20 protein-coding genes and 1 pseudogene are annotated in these 23,314 nt (G+C 37.7%); 9 read left to right on the top strand and 12 right to left on the bottom strand.

Annotation, left to right across the window (positions count from 1 at the left end):
- Positions 1-94: 94 nt before the first annotated feature.
- Positions 95-640 (bottom strand): annotated as a pseudogene (locus ACFIJS_RS00910) (DNA adenine methylase); the annotation flags it as partial.
- A gap of 439 nt (positions 641-1,079) precedes the next feature.
- Entirely contained in the window at positions 1,080-1,934 is an 855-nt protein-coding gene (thiD, locus tag ACFIJS_RS00905; RefSeq protein WP_375648962.1) for a bifunctional hydroxymethylpyrimidine kinase/phosphomethylpyrimidine kinase, read from the bottom strand.
- Positions 1,935-2,064: 130 nt separating this feature from the next.
- Here thiD and ACFIJS_RS00900 point away from each other — a divergent pair, with 130 nt between their 5' ends.
- The 3 genes from ACFIJS_RS00900 (at position 2,065) to ACFIJS_RS00890 (ending at position 6,096) form a co-directional block, all read left to right on the top strand.
- On the top strand, positions 2,065-2,871 hold the full coding sequence (locus ACFIJS_RS00900) for a lysophospholipid acyltransferase family protein (RefSeq protein WP_375648960.1): 807 nt from the start codon (positions 2,065-2,067) through the stop codon (positions 2,869-2,871).
- Between the two features lie 693 nt (positions 2,872-3,564).
- The gene (locus ACFIJS_RS00895; RefSeq protein ID WP_375648957.1) at positions 3,565-4,656 is read left to right on the top strand and encodes a D-alanyl-D-alanine carboxypeptidase family protein; all 1,092 of its coding nucleotides are present in this window, start codon (positions 3,565-3,567) and stop codon (positions 4,654-4,656) included.
- 378 nt (positions 4,657-5,034) lie between these two features.
- Positions 5,035-6,096, top strand: a complete 1,062-nt coding sequence (locus ACFIJS_RS00890; protein ID WP_375648955.1) for a CobW family GTP-binding protein — start codon at positions 5,035-5,037, stop codon at positions 6,094-6,096.
- A 738-nt stretch (positions 6,097-6,834) separates the two neighbouring features.
- On the opposite strand, the gene ACFIJS_RS00885 is transcribed toward ACFIJS_RS00890, so the two are convergent.
- From ACFIJS_RS00885 to ACFIJS_RS00875, 3 genes are all read right to left on the bottom strand, one after another.
- Positions 6,835-7,584, bottom strand: coding sequence for a L,D-transpeptidase family protein (locus ACFIJS_RS00885; RefSeq protein ID WP_375648953.1), 750 nt, complete (start codon positions 7,582-7,584; stop codon positions 6,835-6,837).
- Positions 7,585-7,623: 39 nt separating this feature from the next.
- Entirely contained in the window at positions 7,624-8,580 is a 957-nt protein-coding gene (locus ACFIJS_RS00880; protein WP_375648950.1) for an acetyl-CoA carboxylase carboxyltransferase subunit alpha, read from the bottom strand.
- Between the two features lie 78 nt (positions 8,581-8,658).
- The gene (locus tag ACFIJS_RS00875; RefSeq protein WP_375648948.1) at positions 8,659-9,597 is read right to left on the bottom strand and encodes a site-specific tyrosine recombinase XerD; all 939 of its coding nucleotides are present in this window, start codon (positions 9,595-9,597) and stop codon (positions 8,659-8,661) included.
- Positions 9,598-9,857: 260 nt separating this feature from the next.
- Here ACFIJS_RS00875 and ACFIJS_RS00870 point away from each other — a divergent pair, with 260 nt between their 5' ends.
- From ACFIJS_RS00870 to ACFIJS_RS00855, 4 genes are all read left to right on the top strand, one after another.
- Complete coding sequence (locus tag ACFIJS_RS00870; RefSeq protein WP_375648979.1) at positions 9,858-10,490, top strand: shikimate kinase; 633 nt, start codon at positions 9,858-9,860, stop codon at positions 10,488-10,490.
- On the top strand, positions 10,465-11,598 hold the full coding sequence (aroB, locus tag ACFIJS_RS00865) for a 3-dehydroquinate synthase (RefSeq protein ID WP_375648945.1): 1,134 nt from the start codon (positions 10,465-10,467) through the stop codon (positions 11,596-11,598). The genes ACFIJS_RS00870 and aroB overlap by 26 nt, the downstream gene beginning before the upstream one ends.
- Before the next feature lie 417 nt (positions 11,599-12,015).
- Entirely contained in the window at positions 12,016-12,411 is a 396-nt protein-coding gene (locus ACFIJS_RS00860) for an MliC family protein (protein WP_375648943.1), read from the top strand.
- Between the two features lie 17 nt (positions 12,412-12,428).
- The gene (locus tag ACFIJS_RS00855) at positions 12,429-12,818 is read left to right on the top strand and encodes an MliC family protein (protein WP_375648940.1); all 390 of its coding nucleotides are present in this window, start codon (positions 12,429-12,431) and stop codon (positions 12,816-12,818) included.
- A 16-nt stretch (positions 12,819-12,834) separates the two neighbouring features.
- On the opposite strand, the gene mnhG is transcribed toward ACFIJS_RS00855, so the two are convergent.
- The 7 genes from mnhG to ACFIJS_RS00820 form a co-directional block, all read right to left on the bottom strand.
- Positions 12,835-13,245 (bottom strand): monovalent cation/H(+) antiporter subunit G, encoded by a 411-nt coding sequence (gene mnhG, locus ACFIJS_RS00850; protein WP_375648938.1) that lies wholly within the window; start codon positions 13,243-13,245, stop codon positions 12,835-12,837.
- Complete coding sequence (locus ACFIJS_RS00845; protein ID WP_273787568.1) at positions 13,242-13,523, bottom strand: K+/H+ antiporter subunit F; 282 nt, start codon at positions 13,521-13,523, stop codon at positions 13,242-13,244. Before ACFIJS_RS00845 ends, mnhG begins: the two co-directional genes overlap by 4 nt.
- Entirely contained in the window at positions 13,520-14,005 is a 486-nt protein-coding gene (locus ACFIJS_RS00840; protein WP_375648936.1) for a Na+/H+ antiporter subunit E, read from the bottom strand. Before ACFIJS_RS00840 ends, ACFIJS_RS00845 begins: the two co-directional genes overlap by 4 nt.
- Positions 14,002-15,624 carry a monovalent cation/H+ antiporter subunit D gene (locus tag ACFIJS_RS00835; RefSeq protein WP_375648976.1) on the bottom strand — a complete coding sequence of 541 codons (1,623 nt, stop codon included), beginning with the start codon at positions 15,622-15,624 and terminating at the stop codon, positions 14,002-14,004. The genes ACFIJS_RS00840 and ACFIJS_RS00835 overlap by 4 nt, the downstream gene beginning before the upstream one ends.
- On the bottom strand, positions 15,624-15,965 hold the full coding sequence (locus ACFIJS_RS00830) for a Na+/H+ antiporter subunit C (RefSeq protein WP_375648934.1): 342 nt from the start codon (positions 15,963-15,965) through the stop codon (positions 15,624-15,626). Before ACFIJS_RS00830 ends, ACFIJS_RS00835 begins: the two co-directional genes overlap by 1 nt.
- Positions 15,965-18,886: a monovalent cation/H+ antiporter subunit A gene (locus ACFIJS_RS00825; protein ID WP_375648933.1), complete on the bottom strand. Its 2,922-nt coding sequence runs from the start codon at positions 18,884-18,886 to the stop codon at positions 15,965-15,967. The genes ACFIJS_RS00830 and ACFIJS_RS00825 overlap by 1 nt, the downstream gene beginning before the upstream one ends.
- A gap of 231 nt (positions 18,887-19,117) precedes the next feature.
- A complete protein-coding gene (locus tag ACFIJS_RS00820) occupies positions 19,118-19,615 on the bottom strand; it encodes a BA14K family protein (protein ID WP_375648930.1) in 498 nt (165 codons plus the stop codon).
- Positions 19,616-19,783: 168 nt separating this feature from the next.
- On the opposite strand from ACFIJS_RS00820, the gene ACFIJS_RS00815 reads away from it, so the two are divergent.
- Both ACFIJS_RS00815 and ACFIJS_RS00810 read left to right on the top strand, forming a co-directional pair.
- Complete coding sequence (locus ACFIJS_RS00815; RefSeq protein ID WP_375648974.1) at positions 19,784-20,881, top strand: carboxynorspermidine decarboxylase; 1,098 nt, start codon at positions 19,784-19,786, stop codon at positions 20,879-20,881.
- Between the two features lie 53 nt (positions 20,882-20,934).
- Positions 20,935-22,173 (top strand): saccharopine dehydrogenase NADP-binding domain-containing protein, encoded by a 1,239-nt coding sequence (locus ACFIJS_RS00810; RefSeq protein ID WP_375648928.1) that lies wholly within the window; start codon positions 20,935-20,937, stop codon positions 22,171-22,173.
- The last annotated feature ends 1,141 nt before the right edge of the window (positions 22,174-23,314 follow it).

The raw sequence follows: 23,314 nt of genomic DNA, 5'->3' as shown, positions 1-23,314 counted from the left end.
TTTAATGCTAAATTTTATACATAAAAACAACAAATTATCACGTATTCCTACCTAATCCCACCTTTTCCCACTTAGTATAAAACCTACTGTCAAACTACATTGAAATGATGAGCTCTTGAGCCGGAGTCGGATTATTGGAATCACATGTATAAGATGTATTTACCTCTTTTATCTTAAATTGGCTAAAGGTGTTTCGAATTTCTGGTACATCATTGAGAGACAGAAGAAACTTCCCCTTTAATTGTGCGAGCAGCATAGCCATCCTCTGATAATCCTCCCGCTTAAACAAATCTTTTCCATAATAATCCTCAACGCCAAAATAAAGCGGATCAAGATAAAACAAAGTGGTCGTCCGGTCATAGCGCCTGATAAAATCAAACCAATCTAAGTGTTCAATGATCACATTTGATAAACGCCGGTAAATAAGCTTTAATAAGGCTTCAAGTTTGAAAGAATTAAACCGTGCACCACGGTGTGGATCAACTCCAAATGTCCGCTTTGCTACCTACCCACCAAAACTCAACCGCTGCAGATATAAAAACCGCAAAGCTCGCTCTAAATCGGTGAAAGTTTCTAGATCTTGCTGTATTAAATGTTGAAACTCCTCACAGCTGCTCATCTGAAACGCCAGCAATTCCATCTGGAAGTATCAATTTCCATTTAGAAAACCCTACCTATGACGACAAAAAACTCTGTAAATGTCAGATATATTCAATAATTTTGATAACGATTTTAGCTCATCCTGTTTTGCTACAAATATAAGAAACAGCAAATATAGCGGGATCAACCAGCTTTAATATTGTCTTGTAAAAGGTCTTTCCCTCTACCCTTTTTGCTATCAAATCCTAATTTTCAATTCCTTGCTCTCTTTGTCTATACTCAAAATTGCCTCTGAAACAGGATACATTAATCGTAAAAAATATACGAAAGAACAAATTATAACATTTTTTCTCATCCTTCTTAATACAAAATAACTGTTAAGCTACAATGCGCTAACACTTATCAGTCATAAGTCCAAAACAGCATATAATGACGAAACAAATTTATAGAGTGAAGATTTTTCACAATCAATTGTTGTATTAATCTTTCCATAATGCATAAAAATGATGAAGCGGCCCGCGCCCTTTCCCTACTTTTAAAGCATTTGAGGCAGTTAAAGCGCCATGCAAATAATCTTTTGCTTGTTTAACAGCGCAATCCAAAGGTCGGGTAGGTAACAAAGCTGCAATAGCGGCAGAAATGGTACACCCTGTCCCGTGATCATGAGTGGTTGAAAGACGAGAAGCTTCAAGTATAATAAGGTTTTCACAATCACAATAAAGATCTGGACTAGAACAATCGTAATTTTCTGTACTATTCCTGATAAGCGTATTCAAATGTCCCCCTTTTAACAAAACTGCATGACACCCTAATGCCAAGAGTTGTGGAGCATATTGATACATAGTCTCTAAAGACCATTGCACTTCACCGCCCAATAACAATGCAGCTTCAGACAAATTTGGCGTGATCAAAGTTGACATCGGCACAAGAACATCACGCATAATTTCAATTGCATCAGACTTTAAAAGAACATCACCACTTTTTGCAACCATAACCGGATCAAAAACAATGAAACGCGTTTTATGATAAGCAAGACGTTCTGCAATAACCTGTGCAATCTGAGCATTTGCAACCATACCAATTTTAACGGCATCAACATGGATATCCTCAAAAACAGAATCAATTTGATCTGCAACAAAAGAAGCATCTAATGCCTGAAAAGAACGCACACCCTGAGTATTTTGTGCAACAACAGCTGTAACCACACTCATACCATAAGTTTTCATAGCTGAAAAAACCTTCAAATCTGCCTGCATTCCAGCACCACCAGAAGGATCTGTTCCTGCAATAGATAAAATCCGTGGAATAAAAAGTTTATCTTTTTGTAATTCCATCAATCTCTTTCCTTCTGTTTTTAAATATCGAAAAATGAGTTACCGAAAAAATAGATGCTTGAAAAAAACATAAAGAAGATGTTTTCTCATGTGAATTATATTATATATGAAGTCTTCATATAGATATAAAATGGAAAATGTAGTGCTTATTCTTCGTTCTATTCTTTTTACGTTCGCTTTTTATACAACAACTTTCATACAAATGATTCTTTACGCTCCCGTTTATTTTTTAATGCCCCGCAAAAAGGCATGGATTGTCCCTAAAACATGGGCGCGCGTTACACTCTTTTTGCAAAAATACATCGCAGGCACAAGTTATGAGATTGAAGGATTAGAAAATCTTCCCAAAGGAGCCTACATCATTGCTCCAAAGCATCAATCGGCTTGGGAAACTTTCAGTCTCGTTCCCTATTTTGATGATCCCACTTTCATTTTAAAACGTGAATTGATGTGGATTCCATTGTTTGGCTGGTATATGGCAAAAACACAAATTATCCCCATTAACCGCACAACACCCATAAAAGCCTTAAAAATGGTTATAAAAAAAGCAAAAGAGAAAGTAAAACAAGGGCGCCAAATCTTGATTTTTCCCGAAGGTACACGCCGACAACCCGGTCAAGAATCAGATTATAAGTCAGGAATTGTCGCGCTCTATAATGAATTAGGACTTCAAGTTGTCCCTATTGCACATAATGCGGGTTTATATTGGCCACGCAATAATTTTCGCCGCTATCCCGGAACAATTCGTGTCCGTATTCTTCCTCCGATAGAGGCTGGTTTAAGCAAACGTGATTTTCTAGATCAACTTGTCAAAAAAACTGAAAAAGCGTGTGATGAACTGCTTCTTTTAGCAGCTCAAGATCCTACTCCTCCTCCTATGCCACCATACGCTGTTCAGAAGCTTCAAAAACTAAATTATCATGAAACAATGCACTGATTGGTCAGAATAACGCATCACTTTGTATATTGAACGGAGTATATGAAACAAAGATATAAGAAAGATACTTCAAACTTTCTAATTCAAAATTATAAAACACATGTACATTATAAGAAATGATCAATGTGTGAGTTTTTTGAGAAAGAATTCTTCTTCTCTTTAAAATCGTTTAAAGAACATACATCATATTGATTTATAAGGATATTTTAGCGTTATTCAATTTGAATGAGAACCCTGAATACCGTAAGATTCTCTCATTTCAAAGCTGTTCCATGTTGAATCAATTAAAACCATTTGCTTGCACATTACAAGCGAGAATACCTGTGTGAATAAAATGATACAAGAAAAGATTAAAATGCTTTTTACGAAACGTCTCAAGTGCCAAGGGCTGTCCTAACAGGAGAGCAAGAAAAATGCATGACTATGCCGATTCGTTCCTTCCTGAGAAACATCATCCCCCCAAGAACCTAAAATCTTGTACAATCTTCATTATTTAAATAAGTATTTCTTAAGATACTTAAGTCATCAAAAACAAATTCAAAGGGAAAATAAAAATGAGTGTTGGTTTTTATCCCCGAGACACAACAGATACAGCAATTAACCATCTTTCCTCCTTAACCTAGACTTAAAAGCTTTGTGTGCTACATTAAAACAATTCTAAATAACGAATAAGAAGGAACTGGATTTAAATTAATGCAACGTCTCTTCTATAATTTATTTCTTTCTGTGTTTTTAAGTTTATCCAGCGCTGTTGCTCTAGCGCAGCCTTTTATTTCTGTTGATGTTACAACGGGGCATATCTTAAAACATAATCAAGCTTTTGAGCGTTGGTATCCTGCTTCCTTAACAAAATTAATGACCGCTTATGTTATTTTTCGTGCCATGAGCCGAGGGGAAATTTCACCAGACAAACATATCACCATCAGCGAATATGCAGCAAAAGCTCCCTCATATCGTTCAGGCTATAAAGCTGGTTCTCTACTCACACTTGATACAGCCTTAAGTATCACCATGGTTAAATCTACCAATGATTTGGCCATTGCCATGAGCGAAGCTGTTGCAGGTTCACAGAAAGATTTTGTACGTAAAATGAATATCGAAGCTAAACGTTTAGGCATGTTTGGCACCCATTTTGCTAACGCAAGTGGTTTACCAGACCCTCAAAACTACTCTACGGCACGCGATATTGCTCTTTTAGCCGTTCAAATACGTCGAGAATTTCCACAATATGCTCATTATTTTTCTATTCCAGCCATTGATTTTGGTAATAATCGAAAAATCCAGTATAACTCAAACAACCTCATTGGCCGTTTTTATGGAATAGACGGTATGAAAACAGGCTTTATTTGTGCCTCTGGTTTTAATCTTGTTGCCTCAGCCACCCGCAATAAACGTACAATTATTGCTGTCATTCTAGGTGCTAACAACATAACTGAAAGAGAAGAAAAAGCTGCACAACTTCTTGAAATAGGATTTTTGCACCAGGGAAGACCCCAATTAACACTAGCAACATTAAAACCTTATGGGAGAAACATAACAGAAGCCAAAAATATGAGACAACAAATATGCACACCTGAAGCTATAAAAATGCATGCAAATTCATATGATGATCAAGGAAATATTATTCTCACCTCACCTTTTATCACTGCTCCACCTCCTTTTTCTCATTCTTTAGCAGTACACCTCATTCGTACACCACAAACACCTAAAATAACAGTAAAGCCACTAAGAAAGCCTCATAGTTCGTATGAAAGACGCGCAAACCATTCTATAAAAAAGCCATAAATCATAATTTACGATTAATTATTTTTTACCTTATATCAGAACCACAAATATTGTAAGATTCTCTTATTTTAAATCTGTATTTATTGAATCAATAAAAACTGTCTCTTGCACGTCACAAGGTAGATGAACATGTAGATAAAATAATTAAAACAATGAATAAAAATTCCTCCTATAAGTCCTTTCAAGAACCAAGAATTATTATAACATTGACGCTAAAAAGTGTATGATATACCCGCGTGTACCTACCTTTATAAGCGTAAAGATAGTGTACAATGGATTTCATGGGGGATTAACCATTATTCACACGAACACCATTATAAATTGGTTAGACGTACTGAGATATGTTTTTTTAAAACAAAACCACGGTTGATGATTAACATGAAAATAAAGCGCATCCCTCTTACGCTTATTACTGGTTTTTTAGGCTCTGGCAAAACCACTTTGCTCAACCGTATGCTACAAGACCCTCTTTTAGCAGAATGTGTTGTTATTATTAATGAATTCGGCGAAATCAGTATTGACCACCTTCTAGTTGAAAAAACGACAGAAGGAATTATTGAGCTTGCCAATGGTTGCTTATGCTGCAATTTACGCAGTGATCTCATCGACACATTAATTGATTTAATAAATCGCATTCAGACAGGACAAATCAAACAACTCCATCATATTATCATTGAAACCACAGGGATAGCTGATCCCGCCCCTATTTTACAAACACTTTTAAGCCACCCGTTGTTTATTCAAACATTATCTATAAATGCTGTTCTTGCAACATTTGATACATTAAGCACACTTTCCATATGTGAGCGCTATCCTGAAATATATAAACAATTAATATTTGCTGATAAAATTATTCTTACCAAAACAGATCTTATGGCCCAACAAACGCTTTCAGATATGCTCCTTAACACACTTAATACGATTAATCCTACAGCACAAATCATTGACGCCCATTCTGAAGATTTCTGTTCAAATCTATTAATAAATAACACATTATGGGATGAAAAAGTAGAAAATACAAAACTTAAACAAAATCTTACGGCTACCCCACATGATCATACCCCCCATAAAACCATTCGTACCTTTTCACTAAACTGTGAGAATCCTGTTGATTACACTACAATTGAAGCTTTTTTAGATCTCCTACAAGACTGTTATGGTAAAAAATTATTACGTATTAAAGCAATTATCGCATTGCGTGATGACCCTTATCGCCCACTTGTATTACATGGGGTACAAACATTTTTTCATCCTCCCATAAGATTACCAGCATGGCCAAAAGAAATAAAACAAACACGTTTTGTCATCATTGCCGATGGTGTTGAAAAAGAAGCAATACAAAAGCTCCTCAATGCTTTTTTTAATAAACCAGCAATAGATACTGCAGACAAAACAGCTCTCTTAGAAAATCCTCTGGTTATTCCAGGAATAAAATTTTAATTTTTTCTCCCCTTCAATGATATAACATTAAATTCATTGGCATCACCACCTTTATGCTTTTAAAGGAGCAAACCGGCACCATCACACACTTGGCTAATCCCCAATATTGAACAGCTCTTAGCGCTTTAGATGGTTCATAAAAAACATTTTAGTCTTTTCTTGCACAGTTTACCCATGCGGCTATACCCGCTTGTAATGTGCAAGCAAATGGTTTTAATTGATTCAATATGGAACAACTTTGAAATGAGAGAATTTTAAGGTATTCAGAATTCTAATTCAAGTTAAATAATACTAAATTATCTTTATAATCAATATGTTATAAATTTATAAAAACTTTTCATACATATTCCTATTCAAGTTTATTCACATGCTAATCCAATTTTATGATGTGCAAAAAATAGTTTCGATTGATTCATTATCAACAGATTTTAAGATAAAAGGATCTTATGATGTTGAGTCCCTAATTCAAACTGAAAAATGATAAATTATCATTATAAATCAAATTGTTATGATAAAAATTTTAATGTTCATTAATTTGTAATCAAATTATTTTCTCTCTAAATGCGCTTCATCTCCGAACCACTTCATGTAATTTACTTACACTAAGACTCTATGAAAAAACTCTGGGCTTTAAAATATTGACTACTTACTTAAACACCTTATCTGTAAAGGTTTTGCATATCCTGTATCGCTATTTATAAGTGACAGTGTTTACGGTGCAGCAAGATACAATAACACTCACTGCATTAGAGAAACTGAAGTTTTATCAATATCGCGATTAAAAACGTAACGTTTTCCATAAACTTCAACAGTTGGAGGTTGACGATTTTTTTCAAAAAAATCATAACCTTTCTTAAGCATAACCCAGAATTGATAATGAGGATCATTGCTATGACGTGACATATTATCCTCGGTCATACGGAAAGGAAAAGCCTGCAACTGAAACTCCCTTTGTCCTCCTTTAAAAGCATCCCGTGCAAACCCATAAATCTGAGCCATGTTCTTATCACTCATAGAGTAACAACCTGCAGAAAAGCAAGAACCATGCACCATAAGATTGCTTCCTGTACGACCATTTTCCTGATCATAAAGGTTAGGAAATCCTATATTAAAAGAAAGATAATACTTTGAATAAGGATTCATTTGGTTTGCGCTAATAGTATAAAAACCCTCTGGTGTCTGAAGATCCCCTTCCTTATATTTAGGTCCAAGCTTACCAGACCATTTGCAAATGCCATAGCGAGCAATCAAGATAAAAGGTCCTGAACGAGATTGCTTCCAAACTTCAGCAAGATTTTCTTCCTTGAAAAATCGCATTACAATTGGTGCATAAGGATCAATATCGTACAAAGCCATTCTATTCTGAATTTCTTGCGGCAACGGCTGCTCAGCTTTAGCACGAATAGAAGCTGGTAATCTTCCTTCACATGCCGTCAATATTCCCATTACAAACAACACACACACAGCGAGGAATCTGCTAAATGTCATCGAATAAAACTCCAATCCAACACCCCTCACAAAAATAACCTATGTTAGAGATCGACCAATTTGAAGGTATTTTTCCCTTCGCTCTTGTTTAAGAGCTTCCCCCTCTTTTCCAGCCATAACTTTTAAAGCCTCTGAAATAATATCACCCGTTGCATCAATGACAATCTCTTTGCCACGATGCGCTCCCCCTAAAGGTTCTGAAATAATGCCATCAATAATCTTTAAGCGATATAAATCTTGAGCGGTAATACGCATATTCATTGCAGCATCTTTCGCACGAGCTGGATCACGCCATAAGATAGAAGCTGCTCCCTCTGGTGAAATAACAGAGTAAATTGCATGCTCCAACATATAAACTTTGTTGGCAGCCGCGATTGCTATCGCCCCTCCAGAACCGCCTTCTCCAATAACAACGGAAACCACAGGAACTTTCAAACGCAAAGTTGCAGCTGTTGATTGAGCAATTGCTTCTGCCTGCCCACGTTCTTCAGCGCTTACCCCAGGATAAGCACCTGCTGTATCAATAAAAGTGAGGAGTGGCAAACCAAAGCGGTCAGCCATTTCCATAATACGTACAGCTTTACGATAGCCTTCTGGACGTGCAGAACCAAAATTATAGCGCAAACGTGTTTGCGTATCGTGACCTTTCTCTTGACCGATATAAGCAACGGCCTCACCTTTAAAGCGTGCAAACCCAGCTTGAATAGCCTCATCTTCAGCAAACTTGCGATCTCCTGCCAAAGGCGTAACATCACTCAATAGGCGTTTAGAATAGTCCATAAAATGGGGACGATCAGGATGACGAGCGACTTGTGTTTTTTGCCACGGCGATAATTTTTTATAAATATCACGCAACGCTGTTTGAGATCGCGCTTCAAGACGAGCAATCTCATCACTCATGTCAAGACTGCCTTTTTCCTGAGAAATTTTTTTTAATTCAAGAATTTTCCCATCAAGATCAGCAACTGATTTTTCAAAATCAAGATAATTATACATTTGTACCAACTCATTCAGTGTCACTTATACACTTATAATTTGCTTTATAAAGTCTTTTTCAAAAACATCACCTTTTCTTTAACGAGCCTTTTGCTCATCGACAAGTGGATGATGCTCATTGACTAAACGATAAAGTCCCTCTTCCAACACATGGGTATAAATCTGAGTGGTAGCAATATCAGAGTGACCTAACAAATGTTGAACTGCACGCAAATCGGCACCATTTTGCAAAAGATGACTAGCAAAAGCATGGCGCAACACATGGGGAGAAAAGCTATCACTTCCTATCCCTGCTCTTCTAGCGAGATTTTTCAACTCTCGTGCAACGACTTGACGAGCAATATATCCTGTCTCGGAATGCGCAGGAAAAAGATAAGAACTCGTAGCATCCTTTCCCTGATCACGCAAGTTTAACCACTGTGAAAGAACTTGGCATGCTTTTTTTGATAACAGCACCATTCGTTCTTTTTTGCCCTTACCATGAACCAAAACGCTGTATTCCTTCCTTCGAACAGACTGAACCGGCAGACTCACCAACTCACTAATACGTAACCCTGTTGCATAAAGCATTTCAATCAATAGCTGAAGACGCAGTGCACGGAAATAACCTTTGGACCCATAGTCTGCTTGATTGACTTCTAACTCCGCAAAATCAAGCAATTTTATCACTGCATCTTCACTCATGACTCTGGGCAAAGGACGCCTCTGACGAGGTGCATCAATATCATGAGAGGGATCATCTGCTCTCAACCCTTCAGCATAAAGGAATTGATAAAACTGACGCAAAGTTGATAAACGGCGCGCTTGCGACGATGCCGCAAAACCAAAAGTATGCATAAGTGACAAAAGGGTAATTAAATCTTCTTTTTGTGCTGAAAAAAGCGAAACAGAGTGTGAAGACAATTCGTCTTGTGCCCACTGCAAATCATGCTGATAAGCCGCAAGCGTATGAGACGAAGCCCCTCTCTCCGCACTCATCATCTCAAGAAAATGATCTATCACAGCACCACTTTTCATTTCATTGATTCGCTTCCGTAGAAAGATTCCATGAATCCAAGGGAACATCAATGTACATATCCACAGTTACTGGTTCAACCCAAACCACAAGAGCACCCATTATAATGAAAAGAACAGAAAGCAAAATGAAAAGAATCATCAAAAATCTAGTCAATGTTGGCATAAGACAATAACCTACCCAAAAATATTCTATCTCGTATTATGCCTCACAAAGATTAACAGGAATTGACTTTAAGATGGATAAATGCCGAAATAAAGTTATGAAAAGCAATCGACCAAAACGCATCCCCATAACACAAATAAAGAATCAGCTCTTATCGTCCCTTGATAAAAGAGCACTTGTCCTTGTTGGTCTTATGGGGGCAGGCAAATCAGTGATCGGAAAACGCGTCGCCACCATGCTCCGTTTACCTTTTTATGATTCTGACCAAGAAATTGAAAAAGCTGCACAAATGACAATCACGGAACTCTTTGAAATTTATGGTGAATCCGAATTTCGTGCTCTTGAACAGCGTGTTATTCTAAACCTCATGAAAAAAAATCCCCTTGTTTTAGCAACAGGTGGTGGTGCCTATATAAATGAAAATATCCGAAAAGCCATTCACAAAAATGGTATATCCATATGGCTAAAAGTCGATCTTGATATCCTCATGCAACGTGTCTCAAAGCACCCAACACGCCCCCTTCTTCAAACAGCCAGTCCTAAAGAAACCATGCAAAAACTCATGGAACAGCGTTATCCTATCTATGCAAAGGCAAACTTAACAATTAACAGTCATAAAGAAAGCCGTCATACTGTAGCACAAAATGTTATACGATCTGTACAGCACTACCTACACACAGAAATTAACAATAGGAACAACCAGCATGCAAACAAAGACCGTTACTGTTAAACTCAACAAACACTGTTACGATATCATCATTGGTTCGGGTCTGATTACACAAGCTGCTTCACAAATTAAACATGCTCTTAACAAAAAAGATCCTCATCCAACGCGCTTGGCACTTGTTACAGATACAAATGTTGCTTCCCTTCATTTGGAAATATTACAAACAGAGTTAACAAAAAATAAAATTCATACTGTCCCTATTATTGTAGAAGCGGGAGAACAATCAAAATCATTTTCAACCCTGCAAGTTGTCATCGATCAAATTCTTGCTGCGCGTTTAGAAAGAGGCGACTGTGTTATTGCTTTTGGCGGTGGTGTCATTGGCGATCTAGGAGGATTTGCGGCAAGTATAATCCGCCGTGGTATGAACTTCATTCAAATGCCCACAACGCTTCTCGCACAAATTGACTCCTCCGTTGGTGGAAAAACGGGCATCAACAGCCGATATGGTAAAAATCTTATTGGTACTTTTTATCAACCGCAATGCGTTATTGCTGACACATGTCTTCTTGATACCCTACCATCGCGCGAATTTCGTGCTGGTTACGCGGAAATAGTCAAATATGGACTCATTAACCAGCCTGATTTCTTTGAATGGCTTGAAAAAAATGGACAAGAAGTCTTTTCCAATGGCCCTATGCGAACAGAAGCCATTGTTCGTTCATGCCAATTTAAAGCTGCCATTGTAGCGCGTGACGAACACGAAACAGGAGAGCGCGCACTCTTAAATCTCGGACATACATTTGGACACATGCTTGAAACAGCAACAGCTTATAACTCAAAGCGTTTAATTCACGGTGAAGCTGTAGCAATTGGAATAGTTCTAGCGCATCAATTCTCTGCTCAACTAAATTTAATAAGCCCCGCACTTACACAACGTATTGAAGCACACTTCAAATCTATAGGTTTGCCTACACAATTAAAGGATATCCCAGGATATCTACCAGATGCTGAAACTTTAATGACTCTCATTGCCCAAGATAAAAAAATTTCACAAAATAATTTGACCTTCATCTTAACACGCGGCCTTGGCCAATCATTTATTGCAAAAAATGTTTCACCAGATGCAGTTTTGACTTTTCTGGAACAAAAATTAGCAGAAATTCGTTAATTCATATTGAATATAATTGATTCGTTTTTATACTTCTATTAAAGGAATAAGAATGATGATGTCTGCGTAGCTCAGTAGGATAGAGCACAGGATTCCTGAAGAAATTGGGCGCTTTAAGGAGAAATCCTCAAAGTGGATCTGCTCAAATTCGGGGAAAGCTTCATGGGAAACTATATGCCAATCCCGAGCCAAGTCTCTCTTCAAATGAGAGAAAGGTGTAGAGACTGAACGGGCAGCACCTAACAAGCTAAAAGCTTCAAGGTGAAGAGACAGTCCAGACCACAAACAGCTCATAAGGCTGGCGGTGAAAATCGAAGTGGTATGAATCCTGGGGTCGCAGGTTCGAATCCTGCCGTAGACACCATCGTATCAATCAAATTATTCTTTGTGCGCAATATAGGAATATAGGGAAGCATTATGAAAAAAACTTTACATATTTTAGGATTTTTCACCGCTTTAAGTTTATCACTCTTCAGCTCAAACAATAGCTTAGCTCATTCTTTTATCATTGAGGTACCAGACAATCCAGAGCCAAAAACAGAGACCATTACCTACCAGTGCAATACTGGAACAAGTAAAGAGCGCGTTGAAGCAATCTATCTCAATGCTGATAATATTTCGTTGGTTGATTTCAAATGGAAAAGCGATCGCGTCATTGCTGCAAATGTAGTCGCCGACACAGGGGAAAAATACGAAGGAAAATGGTATGTTTGGTGGAAAATGAACAACGAAGTCACACTTTACGATCATCTTCATGATCCAGAAAGAAAAAAACCCATCCACTGTCAAGATGAATCAACATTGTTGTTCTAAATAATTAGGTAAACATTATGAAAAAAAATCTTTTTAATTTACAATTTTTAACCGTTTTAAGTCTATCACTTTTTTGCTCAATGAGTGCCTTTGCTGGTTCTTTAGTCATTGAGGTACCAGACGATCCAGAACCCAAAAAAGAAACCGTTGTCTATCAATGCAGCAATGAAACAAAAAAAGAGCGTGTTGAAGCAACCTACTACACGACCGATGATATTGCATTAGTTGATCTTAAATGGAATGGAAATCGCATCATCGCTTCCAATGTCATTTCTGCTTCTGGAGCAAAATATGTAGGGGGTGAATATGTTTGGTGGACAAAAGGAAACGAGGCCTCATTCTACAATACCCTTGCTGAAGACCACGCAACGCCCCTCACGTGTGTAGAAGAAAAAAGCACAGAATAAAGAAGGTTCTTACATTTCAAGAACCACGCTGGCTCTCATCGCTTGATATTCCTTCTGACGTGGATAAATTTTCCTCCGTCTGGTGTAATAAAAGAGCCAGCGGTTTTTCTGACTGTTCTTCTGAATGATGTCGATAAGCTGCTGTATGTGAGAGCAACATAGAAGCTACCGGTGCTGTTAAAAACAAAAAAAACATCAGCAGCACTTCATGAAAAACAAAATAATGATCCACAAATATTGAATAAAGAAATGAAGAAATAAGAATGCTACCAATGCCCCAACTTGTACATACTGAAAGCATATGCAAACGCTCATAAAAACTGGAAAAACGCACCAAACCTATCGTTGCGATCAGTGTCAATCCAGACCCTAATATTAAGAAAACCGTGATAGTAATAGCAACCACAAGCGATACATCATCTTTCATTCAATAATCTCCCCCCGCATAAGAAATTTCGCCAAAGCGATGCTTGAAACAGATCCCAACAACCCAATAATGAGAGCCGCAACAAAATAAATGGTTGTTCCTGAACGGATATCGAATGTAAGAAACAAAAGAACAGTGGTTATATAAAGAGCATCCAAACCAACAATTCTATCCTGTGCCCGTGGACCACGAATCAACCGAAACAATGCGAAGATCACCGCTAAACTTAAAAAAAACTGTGAAAAGAAAAGCCCCCAATAAAGGATCACCATACTCATAAAAAAATCTCCAAAAGTAATTGCTCATACCGTTGTTTGATCAATCGTTGATAATCACATCCATTTTTAAAATTTAAGACATGAAGCAAAAGCTCACCTTTTTTACTATTATAGGCAACCCAAGCCGTTCCAGGAGTTGCTGAAAGGATACACGCTAAAATAGCCAAAGCAGCGCGATTATGAAGCAGAAGAGGCACGACAATAAAGCCAGATTGCTTTTTTCGAGACCTTTTTGTTAAAACAAACCAAGCTACTGAGATATTTGATGATATAGAATCTATCAAGACTCGAAAAATAAGACGAAAAACCGCACTCCAGCTTCTAATAGCAACCTTCTCCGGCTCAAGAAGCCGTATCATCCAACCACAAAACAAAGCTGTTATAATACCTAAAAGTAATTGCCCTAAACTAAAACCATTTAAAATAAGCCACATAAGGACAATAACACCACTGAAAAAAGGAGAAGGACAAAAACGATTCATTTATTCATCTCCCTCTTTTCGAAAGAAAAATCCGTTAAAACGCTCCCAATATAATTCTGAGGTTCATACAAAGCCTTAGCAGTTTCAGACATATAATGACTAACAGGACCGGCTACAATTGTTATAAGAAAACACAAGGCAAGAAGAAAGGTAATAGGCGCAAATTCTATCACCTGCACACGGGGAACGCGACCTTCAAGAGAAACCCAAAAAGTTCGAATCCCCGTTCGTGTCAGTGCAATCAAAGCTGCAAAACCAGAGAGGGTGACAAAAACCACAAAAAGCCAATCATGGTAAAGCGGAAGAGAAGCAAAAAAATCTTCTCTACTATGGTTTAAAACTGCCATAAACATCATAAATTTAGCAACAAAACCAGAAAAAGGTGGCAATCCAATAATCAAAATGGCACAGATACCAAAACAAGCCCCAAGAATTGCCAAGGTTACAGGGAAATATGTCCCAACTTCATCTTCTTCCTCCTCTTCATCGTCACCATAAACCTCCATTGTGACAGCCAGAACATTAGCAGCCACATCTTGACAGCGTTCAACCAACTCTACCAAAAGAAAAAAAGCTCCCAATGCTAAAGTTGAAGAAACAATATAAAAAAGTGCCCCTGCTATCAGTGCTGGATTGCCGATCCCAATCGCAGTCAACAATGTACCAGAAGAGACAAGAACACTATAAGCTGCCAAACGCACCAAAATTTGGCTCGCTAATACCCCAATAAAACCAAAAATCATAGTGGCAAGCCCACCATAAAACAAAACCGTATGACCAAAATGGTTAAAATATTCACTTTCAGGACCAAACCATAGCAGCATTAAACGTAAAATAATATAAATACCAACCTTACTCAAAAGTGCAAAAGAAGCTCCAACGGGCGCTACTACTGCGCTGTAAGTTGGCACCAACCAAAAATTAAGCGGCCACATACCAGCCTTAAGCAAAAAAGCAATACCTAGAAGTGCAACACCTATTTCGAACAAAACAATATCTGTAGACGATATGTATTTTATTTTAACAGCCAAATCGGCCATATTAAGAGTGCCAGCCACTCCATAAATGAGTGCTGTACCAACTAAAAAAAGTAATGAAGCAACAAGATTAACTACTACATAATGCAACCCTGCACGCACGCGTGTCTGACCAGAACCATGCAAAGCAAGCCCATAGGAAGCCGTTAACATAACTTCAAAAAATACAAATAAATTAAATAAATCACCGGTCAAAAAAGCACCATTTATCCCCACCATAAAAAATTGCATCAGTGACTGAAAATGAGAACCCGCTTTGTACCAATAAGCTCGCGCAAAAACCAGTGCGCTAGTCACCAACAAGCTTGAAAGTAAAAGCATCATGGCGCTTAAACGATCAAGAACCAAAACAATTCCGAAGGAAGAGGGCCAATTGCCAAGCCGATAAACATCGCAAGCCGGCGCTATTTCAAGAGTACGTATAATCAATAAAACAGCAATAACAACCGACAATCCCGCCGAAAAAAGACTAATCAATGATTTAAGTTTCCAACGCCGTTCATCATAGAAAAGTAGAACAGCTCCAGTACTTAATGGCAAAAGAATAGGCAAAATAAGGAGATGGTGCACCCCTACTTCCATCACTGCACCTCACGTCCATCAACGTGATCTGAACCCGTTAAACCGCGTGAAACCAAGAGAATAACTAAAAATAAAGCTGTCGTTGCAAAACCAATCACAATCGCAGTTAAAACCAAGGCTTGAGGGAGAGGATCGACATAATTAGCTGGATTAATAACAACAGTAGGACCAACAATTGGCGCGGCATTACTACGCGGTCTACTCATTGAAAACATAAAAAGATTGACACCATAGGAAATCAAAGACAAACCAAGAATGACCTGAAAAGTGCGTGGACGCAAAACAAGCCAAATTCCTGATCCAACAAGAATACCAATACCCAAAGAAAGAATAATTTCCATTAATTTTCCTTCTCTTTCAAAACAGGTTTCTTACCGATTCGGTAACTCCGAATTGACTGGTGTGCAAGTGCAATTAAAATGAGAACAGTTGCTCCTAACACAAGAGAAAGCACACCAAAATCAAACAAAAAAGCAGATGCCATGGGAACTTCTCCAATTAACGGAAGATGAATATATCGAAAAAAAGATGTTAAAAAAGGATATCCAAAAAACCAAGAGCCCATCCCCGTTACGACTGACAATAATAAGCCAAATCCTATCCAACGCAAAGGTAAAACTCTCAAATGCGTTTCCACCCACCGGATATCGCGCGCAAGATATTGTAAAATAAATCCTATCGCCAAAGTAATACCACCAACAAATCCACCTCCTGGCAGATCATGCCCTCGCATGAATAAATAAACAGCAAAAGCGATAATAATCGGAAAGAGCCAACCCATAATAACAGCAGGAACAGCTAAATAATTCAATACTGTATCTCCCACATTTCGATTAGGCTGTGCCATATCAAAGGCTTTCTGAATACGTTGTTGAAAAGGTGCATCAATACTTTCAGGGGCAGGACGAAACCGTCGTAAAAGGGCAAAAACAGTAAGGGAAACAACACCCAAAACGACAATTTCTCCCATGGTATCAAAACCACGGAAATCAACCAACAACACATTCACAACATTGCGACCACCAGCATCAGAGTAAGCCTTGGTGAGAAAAAAATCAGAAATCGTCGTATCTTGAGGGCGTGTCATCACTGCAAAAGAGAGCCATGCTACACCAGCGCCTCCCACGAGAGCTATGATGAAATCACGGATACGACGCAAGCGCACAAAAAAACGAACAGGCGTTAGAGTAGGATTATGCAAGCGTTTAGGCAACCACCGTAAACCAAGCAATAATAAGACGACTGTAACAATCTCAACAACTAATTGTGTTATTGCTAAATCAGGAGCAGAAAGCCATAAAAAGGTTGCACAAGTCATCAAACCAGCTCCCCCCGACAACATGAGTGATGCAAGACGATGAAACTTTGCTTGCCAAGCAACTAAAAGCGCACATAACCCGCCAACTAACCAAAGAGCGAGAAAAGGAATATCAACTGGAAAAAGCGGTAACGCCCCCGCTGAAATGAAACCATCGCACCAAAGTAAAAGACCAACAAATGTAAAACACACCCAAAAAATCCAGTGCAACTGTATCTGCAAATGGCGTGTTGACAAAATAGCTTCCACCGCACGTGCCCATTTCCAAGAAATAATTACGAGAATGCGTTCAAAAATACGCGGTCCATTCAAGTGACGAAAAAAAGGCGCCCCATCATCACAGGATAAAAAATAACGATGCCCGACAGCATAGAGCAACCCGCCTCCTAATAACGCAACCAAACTCATCACTAATGGAGTATTAAACCCATGCCAAACAGCCAAACTATAAGGGATTGTCATTGTTCCTAAAACAGACACGACCGCGTTATCTAAAATAGGTCCTATCGTTAAATTAGGAAAAATACCAACTGCTAAACAAATAAACACCAAAAGCTCCATTGGTAAACGCATGAAATGCGGTGGTTCATGGGGAGTTTTGGGTAAATTGACAGGTTTTGGTCCTAAAAAAACGCCATGAATAAAGCGTATAGAATAGGTTACACTAAACAGACTAGCCAGCGTTGCTACATAAGGTGCAATGCAATCGAGCCATGATTCCATATGCGTTTCAACAGCTTCAGCAAAAAACATCTCTTTCGATAAAAAACCATTCAACAAAGGAACTCCGGCCATCGCTGCACTTGCAACTAAAGCAAGAGTTGCTGTAATAGGCATAGAACGATAAAGCCCTGACAATTTACGCATATCACGTGTTCCCGTCTCGTGATCAATAATACCAGCAGCCATAAATAAAGAAGCTTTAAAAGTAGCATGATTGGCCATATGGAAGATCGCTGCAACACATGCAAGTGGACTACCAAGGCTTAAAAGTGTAGTAATCAATCCAAGATGACTAATAGTCGAGTAAGCAAGTAGTCCTTTCAAATCCTGCTGAAACATGGAAAAATAGGCACCAAGCAGCAATGTCGAGAGTCCTGAAAAGCCAACCAGCCAAAACCAGGATTCTGTTCCAGAAAGCACAGGCCATAAACGAACAAGCAAAAACAATCCCGCTTTTACCATGGTTGCCGAATGCAAATAAGCCGATACGGGGGTTGGAGCAGCCATCGCATTGGGCAACCAAAAATGAAAAGGAAACTGCGCACTTTTTGTTAATCCCCCCAATAAAATACAAATAAGGACAGGACTATAAAGAGAACTGGACCGAATCATATCTCCAGACTGCAGCACCTTATCCAAATCAAAACTGCCAACAATATACCCAATCAATAAAACCCCAATAAAAAGGGCAAAACCGCCAAAACCTGTGATTGTTAGAGCCATACGCGCACCCTCGCGCGCACTTGCATTATGGTACCAATAGCCAATCAACAAAAAAGAAAAAATACTGGTGAGTTCCCAAAAAACAACCAAAAAGACGAGATTGCCTGATAAGACTATTCCCGTCATTGATCCCATAAAGGCCAAAAAAAAGGAAAAAAAACGCGGTACAGAATCCGCTGGATCCATGTAATAACGTGAATAAATGACAACAAGCAGCCCAATTCCTGTAATGAGCAGGCAAAAAAGCCACGACAAACCATCTATACGAAGAATCAAATCGCTCCCCCATTCTGGAAGCCAAGAAATATCTAAACGTACTACGTGGTTTCCGCGAACTTCCGGATAAAGCATTATCGTAAAAATAAGACAGAAAAGTGCAACAATCCCAGCAAACCACGCTTCATTATTTTTTGCTGTCGAACGAAAAAAGCCAATGATAGCACTTCCACCAAAGGGAAGCAAAACGAGCAATACCAACATTGCTTCCCGTGTTGTCATTCTTTCAGCTCCATCCTGTTCTTAATACTTTGTCATCGACAAAACAAAAACTTATATTCTCACCCCCCATTCCACACTTAATGATAATAAGATTTAATAAAACTTAAAAGCATTTTAATTTTTCAAAAAAAATCCTTGCATGAAAATGCTGTACACCACACAATTTTTCTGTTTATTGTAAGAACAATAACGCCCACGACAAGAAGCAATTAAAATTTTATTTAATAATTTCTATCCTTTAAAAAAGCGTGATGAACACTGTTTACGACCTCCATGAAAAGGCTGAAAACTATTATCATTTTTATTATAAGAGCGATAACGCGCACGGCAAGATTCAATATGTTGTTTAAGCATCCATGGCTCTTTTTTTTCTAATTTTTCTGAAGAAGACGTTAAAAACACTTTTTTAGCATCTGATACAACTTTTAATGATGCGCCTTTTGTGCTTAAGTGCGGTGTTGTAACAAATGCCACTTCAGGATACCACCAATTATCACTGTATTTACGATAACCACGCCGATAATGACGATAACCTTTGAAACCATTAAGTTCTCTACGCCCCGTAAAAATCAAAGGCACCGAACTATCCTGGACAGAAGCGTGAGTAACCAGTTTGGATTTAGCATCACTTCTATTTTGCCCCCAATTAACAAGAGTAGTTGTTATAATGAAAAAATTGCTAACAAATAGAAAAGCTAAAGCATAATATAATTTTTTTTTCATACTCATAACGCAAAACTCAAAATAATAAACAACAGTAATTACAGAAAGCCTTTCTCTTGCTAGACAGAAACAGATTCTTTTTTTAAGACTCTTTTTTTCTTGAGACATTCTGTTACTCTTTGTACTAAACGTTGATTTTGACAATAAGATCCTTCAAAAAAGAATGAATAAATGATGATAAAAACCCCCTATTATCTTATAGATAAATCGAAACTCATCAAAAACATGCAAACAATTTCTCGTTTACGAGAAATGTCCGGAGCTAAAATTTTACTTGCTTTGAAATGTTTTGCCACATGGAGTGTTTTTGATTTAATGTCTGAGTATATGGATGGAACGACCTCATCATCTTTGTATGAATTGCGTTTAGGAAGAGAAAAATTTGGCAAAGAAACCCATGCCTATTCGGTTGCTTGGGCCGGTCATGAAATTGATGAAGCCTGTGGTTATGCAGACAAAATTATCTTTAACTCAATCCAACAGCTTCAATGTTTTGCTAACGCTAGCAAGACTATCCAACGAGGCTTGAGGTTAAATCCAGGAATCAGCGCATCCAATTTTGATCTTGCCAACCCCTCCCGCCCTTTTAGCCGCTTAGGCGAAACCAATCAAAGCGCTATAAAAAAAGTTCTACCACTCATAAATGGCCTGATGATCCACAACAATTGCGAAAATGCTGATTTTAATCTTTTTAACCAAATGCTAAATCATATGGAAGAAAAATTTGCAGAACTTTTCGCTGCAGTTGACTGGATAAGCCTTGGCGGTGGTATCCATTTTACAGCTGAAAATTATCCTCTAGAAGCTCTCGCAAAACGTTTAAAACAATTTTCTAAAACCCATGGTGTTGCTCTTTTTCTAGAACCAGGAGAAGCTGCTATCACCAAAAGCACCACATTAGAAGTCAGTGTTCTTGACACATTGTATAATGAAAAGAATCTTGCCATCGTTGATAGCTCAATTGAAGCACATATGCTTGATCTTTTAATTTATCGTGAAAACGCCAAATTAGAACCCAATCAAGGACCACACGAAATTATGATTTGTGGAAAATCTTGTCTTGCAGGCGATATTTTTGGAACATTTCAATTTAAAAAACCTCTCAAAATAGGTGACAGACTGTCTTTTCAGGATGCAGCAGGTTATACAATGGTCAAGAAAAACTGGTTTAATGGCGTTACAATGCCTGCTATTGTTCTCAAAGAGTGCGATGGTACATTAACACTTCAACGCCAATTCAGCTATAACGACTATCAGGAAAGCCTTTCATAAAGATCAACCATAAAAACGTCATACAACAGTATTAAAAGGGAGATAAACCTACAATGAAAAAAAATGTTCTCATTATTGGTGCTGGAGGTGTTGCACAAGTTGTTGCACACAAATGTGCTCAAAACAATGATATTCTTGGTGAAATTCATATTGCTTCACGAACACTCAAAAAATGTGAAGCCATCATTTCTTCTATTAAAGAAAAAAACACAATGAAAGAACAGGGTGTTCTCAAAAGCCATTCGCTCAATGCCATGAATGTAGAAGAAACTATAAAGCTCATCCAAAAGACCAAATGCGAAATTGTCATTAATGTTGGTTCTGCCTTTCTTAATATGTCTGTTCTTTCAGCTTGTATTGAAACCAAATGCGCTTATATCGATACAGCAATTCATGAAGACCCCTTGAAAATTTGTGAAACACCTCCTTGGTATGGCAATTATGAATGGCCTCGGCGTCAAGAATGTGAAAAATCTGGTATCACTGCTATTCTAGGAGCAGGTTTTGACCCAGGTGTAGTAAATGCTTATGCAGCATTAGCGCGCGATGATTATTTTGATAAAATCACAGATATTGATATTATTGATATTAATGCCGGAAATCATGGGCGTTGGTTTGCTACAAATTTTGATCCAGAAATTAACTTCCGTGAATTTACAGGACAAGTATGGTCATGGCAAAATAAAAAATGGACTTCCAATAAAATGTTTGAAGTCAGCCATGAATGGGATCTTCCCGTTGTTGGAAAACAAAAAGCCTATATGACAGGACATGATGAAATTCATTCACTTTCCAAAAATCTCGATGTCCAAAATGTCCGTTTCTGGATGGGATTTAGTGATCGTTATATCACTGTTTTTACCGTTCTAAAAAACCTCGGACTCTTATCTGAACAACCAATTAAAACGGCGGAAGGTCAAGAAGTCGTGCCCTTGAAAGTCGTGAAAGCCGTCTTACCCAACCCTTCCTCTCTCGCCCCAGACTACACAGGAAAAACCTGTATCGGAGATCTTATTAAAGGTGAAAAAGGTGGAAACCCGAGAGAAATTTTTATCTATAACATAGCCGATCACAAACAAGCTTTTTATGAAACTGGGGCACAAGGTATTTCCTATACAGCTGGCGTACCAGCAGCCGCAACGGCCCTTCTCATTGCTACAGGTGAATGGGATGTTAAAACTATGGTCAATGTAGAGGAATTACCACCCCACCTTTTCCTTAAATATCTTGATCGTATGGGGCTTCCCACTTTTATAAGAGAACAACAAAAGGATAAAAAATTACAATTTTAATACCTATAGAAAGCATATGCTTGATTTTTTAAGTTATCACAAAACTGCCCAATGAAAACAAATTTAATATTCTCGTGTATTATGGTTTTCATAAAAAAATTTAGCTATTCGTCTATATTTTGGCAATATTGCGATTTCTTAACAACCTTAAAGAAGAGACATATCATCTTTTTAAGACATAGCAAGCAATGATCAAGAAAAATAGAGAAGCAAAAACTAATTTAATCACATTGTATAACTTGTCATCATCATCAAAAAGATAGTGTCATAAACAAAAGATATAAAAATACCGCTCTTTTAAAAAAGAGCGGTATTTTTTAGAATATTCAATCCCTCCCCTATTCATCTTAAATGACAAAGATCCTTAACTCACACCAATCATTAAACAATTCAATTTCTTTGAGCGAATTCCTTTTGGCTTCCCTCTTCATATGATTCATAATCATACATAACATATTGATTTATAACAATAAAATATCATTTTCGACTTGATTTATAACGCTGAAAACTGTAAGATTCTCTTATCACAAACTCTCTCACATTGAATCAATTAAAATCTTTTGTCTGCACATTACAAACAAAACGAGCATGTGAGTAAAAATGATGAAAGAAAAGAATTAAAATTTCTCTTATAAAAACTATCAAATAATAAAAAGCTTTAGCAATATTAAAAACTGAAAAAGTGTATTATAATGTCAGCGTATACTTTTACTAAACATAAAGATAATGGTGCACAATAGGTCTTATAACAGTTTGAATGAATTTTATATATTTCAATAGGAACTTTACAGCTATACCATTCACGAGCACCATCGCAAAGTAGACTTGGGTATTTTGAGAGATGTTTTCTTAAAACGAAGCACGCAAATAGGCTCAAAGCCCTATCCTAAATATTTTATAACAGTATAAAACCACCCCATATGTAAAACTTTACACAGAGAAAACACCACCGCTCTAAACGATAGTGCAAAACAGGATAATCAATCAAAACTGCACAACAGAGTTCTAAAACAGTAATTACCGAAAAGCATACAACAAATAGAACATTTCAATACAATTGGTTGTATTCCTTTTTGAATTTTTAAAATATTGTTGCATGCTTCACAAATATTTTCTGCCTCCTGTGCTTTTTAAAATGTAC

The organism is Bartonella sp. OT172YNZD, assembly GCF_042193725.1.
Lineage (GTDB): Bacteria > Pseudomonadota > Alphaproteobacteria > Rhizobiales > Rhizobiaceae > Bartonella > Bartonella grahamii_A.
This window is presented reverse-complemented; position numbering and strand designations above follow the sequence as displayed.

Excerpts from the sequence above, each read along its gene's own strand:
- thiD (WP_375648962.1), bottom strand. The coding sequence starts at position 1,934 with ATGGAATTACAAAAAGATAAACTTTTTATTCCACGGATTTTATCTATT.
- ACFIJS_RS00900 (WP_375648960.1), top strand. The coding sequence starts at position 2,065 with ATGGAAAATGTAGTGCTTATTCTTCGTTCTATTCTTTTTACGTTCGCT.
- ACFIJS_RS00895 (WP_375648957.1), top strand. The coding sequence starts at position 3,565 with ATGCAACGTCTCTTCTATAATTTATTTCTTTCTGTGTTTTTAAGTTTA.
- ACFIJS_RS00890 (WP_375648955.1), top strand. The coding sequence starts at position 5,035 with ATGAAAATAAAGCGCATCCCTCTTACGCTTATTACTGGTTTTTTAGGC.
- ACFIJS_RS00885 (WP_375648953.1), bottom strand. The coding sequence starts at position 7,584 with ATGACATTTAGCAGATTCCTCGCTGTGTGTGTGTTGTTTGTAATGGGA.
- ACFIJS_RS00880 (WP_375648950.1), bottom strand. The coding sequence starts at position 8,580 with ATGTATAATTATCTTGATTTTGAAAAATCAGTTGCTGATCTTGATGGG.
- ACFIJS_RS00875 (WP_375648948.1), bottom strand. The coding sequence starts at position 9,597 with ATGAAAAGTGGTGCTGTGATAGATCATTTTCTTGAGATGATGAGTGCG.
- ACFIJS_RS00870 (WP_375648979.1), top strand. The coding sequence starts at position 9,858 with ATGAAAAGCAATCGACCAAAACGCATCCCCATAACACAAATAAAGAAT.
- aroB (WP_375648945.1), top strand. The coding sequence starts at position 10,465 with ATGCAAACAAAGACCGTTACTGTTAAACTCAACAAACACTGTTACGAT.
- ACFIJS_RS00860 (WP_375648943.1), top strand. The coding sequence starts at position 12,016 with ATGAAAAAAACTTTACATATTTTAGGATTTTTCACCGCTTTAAGTTTA.
- ACFIJS_RS00855 (WP_375648940.1), top strand. The coding sequence starts at position 12,429 with ATGAAAAAAAATCTTTTTAATTTACAATTTTTAACCGTTTTAAGTCTA.
- mnhG (WP_375648938.1), bottom strand. The coding sequence starts at position 13,245 with ATGAAAGATGATGTATCGCTTGTGGTTGCTATTACTATCACGGTTTTC.
- ACFIJS_RS00845 (WP_273787568.1), bottom strand. The coding sequence starts at position 13,523 with ATGAGTATGGTGATCCTTTATTGGGGGCTTTTCTTTTCACAGTTTTTT.
- ACFIJS_RS00840 (WP_375648936.1), bottom strand. The coding sequence starts at position 14,005 with ATGAATCGTTTTTGTCCTTCTCCTTTTTTCAGTGGTGTTATTGTCCTT.
- ACFIJS_RS00835 (WP_375648976.1), bottom strand. The coding sequence starts at position 15,624 with ATGGAAGTAGGGGTGCACCATCTCCTTATTTTGCCTATTCTTTTGCCA.
- ACFIJS_RS00830 (WP_375648934.1), bottom strand. The coding sequence starts at position 15,965 with ATGGAAATTATTCTTTCTTTGGGTATTGGTATTCTTGTTGGATCAGGA.
- ACFIJS_RS00825 (WP_375648933.1), bottom strand. The coding sequence starts at position 18,886 with ATGACAACACGGGAAGCAATGTTGGTATTGCTCGTTTTGCTTCCCTTT.
- ACFIJS_RS00820 (WP_375648930.1), bottom strand. The coding sequence starts at position 19,615 with ATGAGTATGAAAAAAAAATTATATTATGCTTTAGCTTTTCTATTTGTT.
- ACFIJS_RS00815 (WP_375648974.1), top strand. The coding sequence starts at position 19,784 with ATGATAAAAACCCCCTATTATCTTATAGATAAATCGAAACTCATCAAA.
- ACFIJS_RS00810 (WP_375648928.1), top strand. The coding sequence starts at position 20,935 with ATGAAAAAAAATGTTCTCATTATTGGTGCTGGAGGTGTTGCACAAGTT.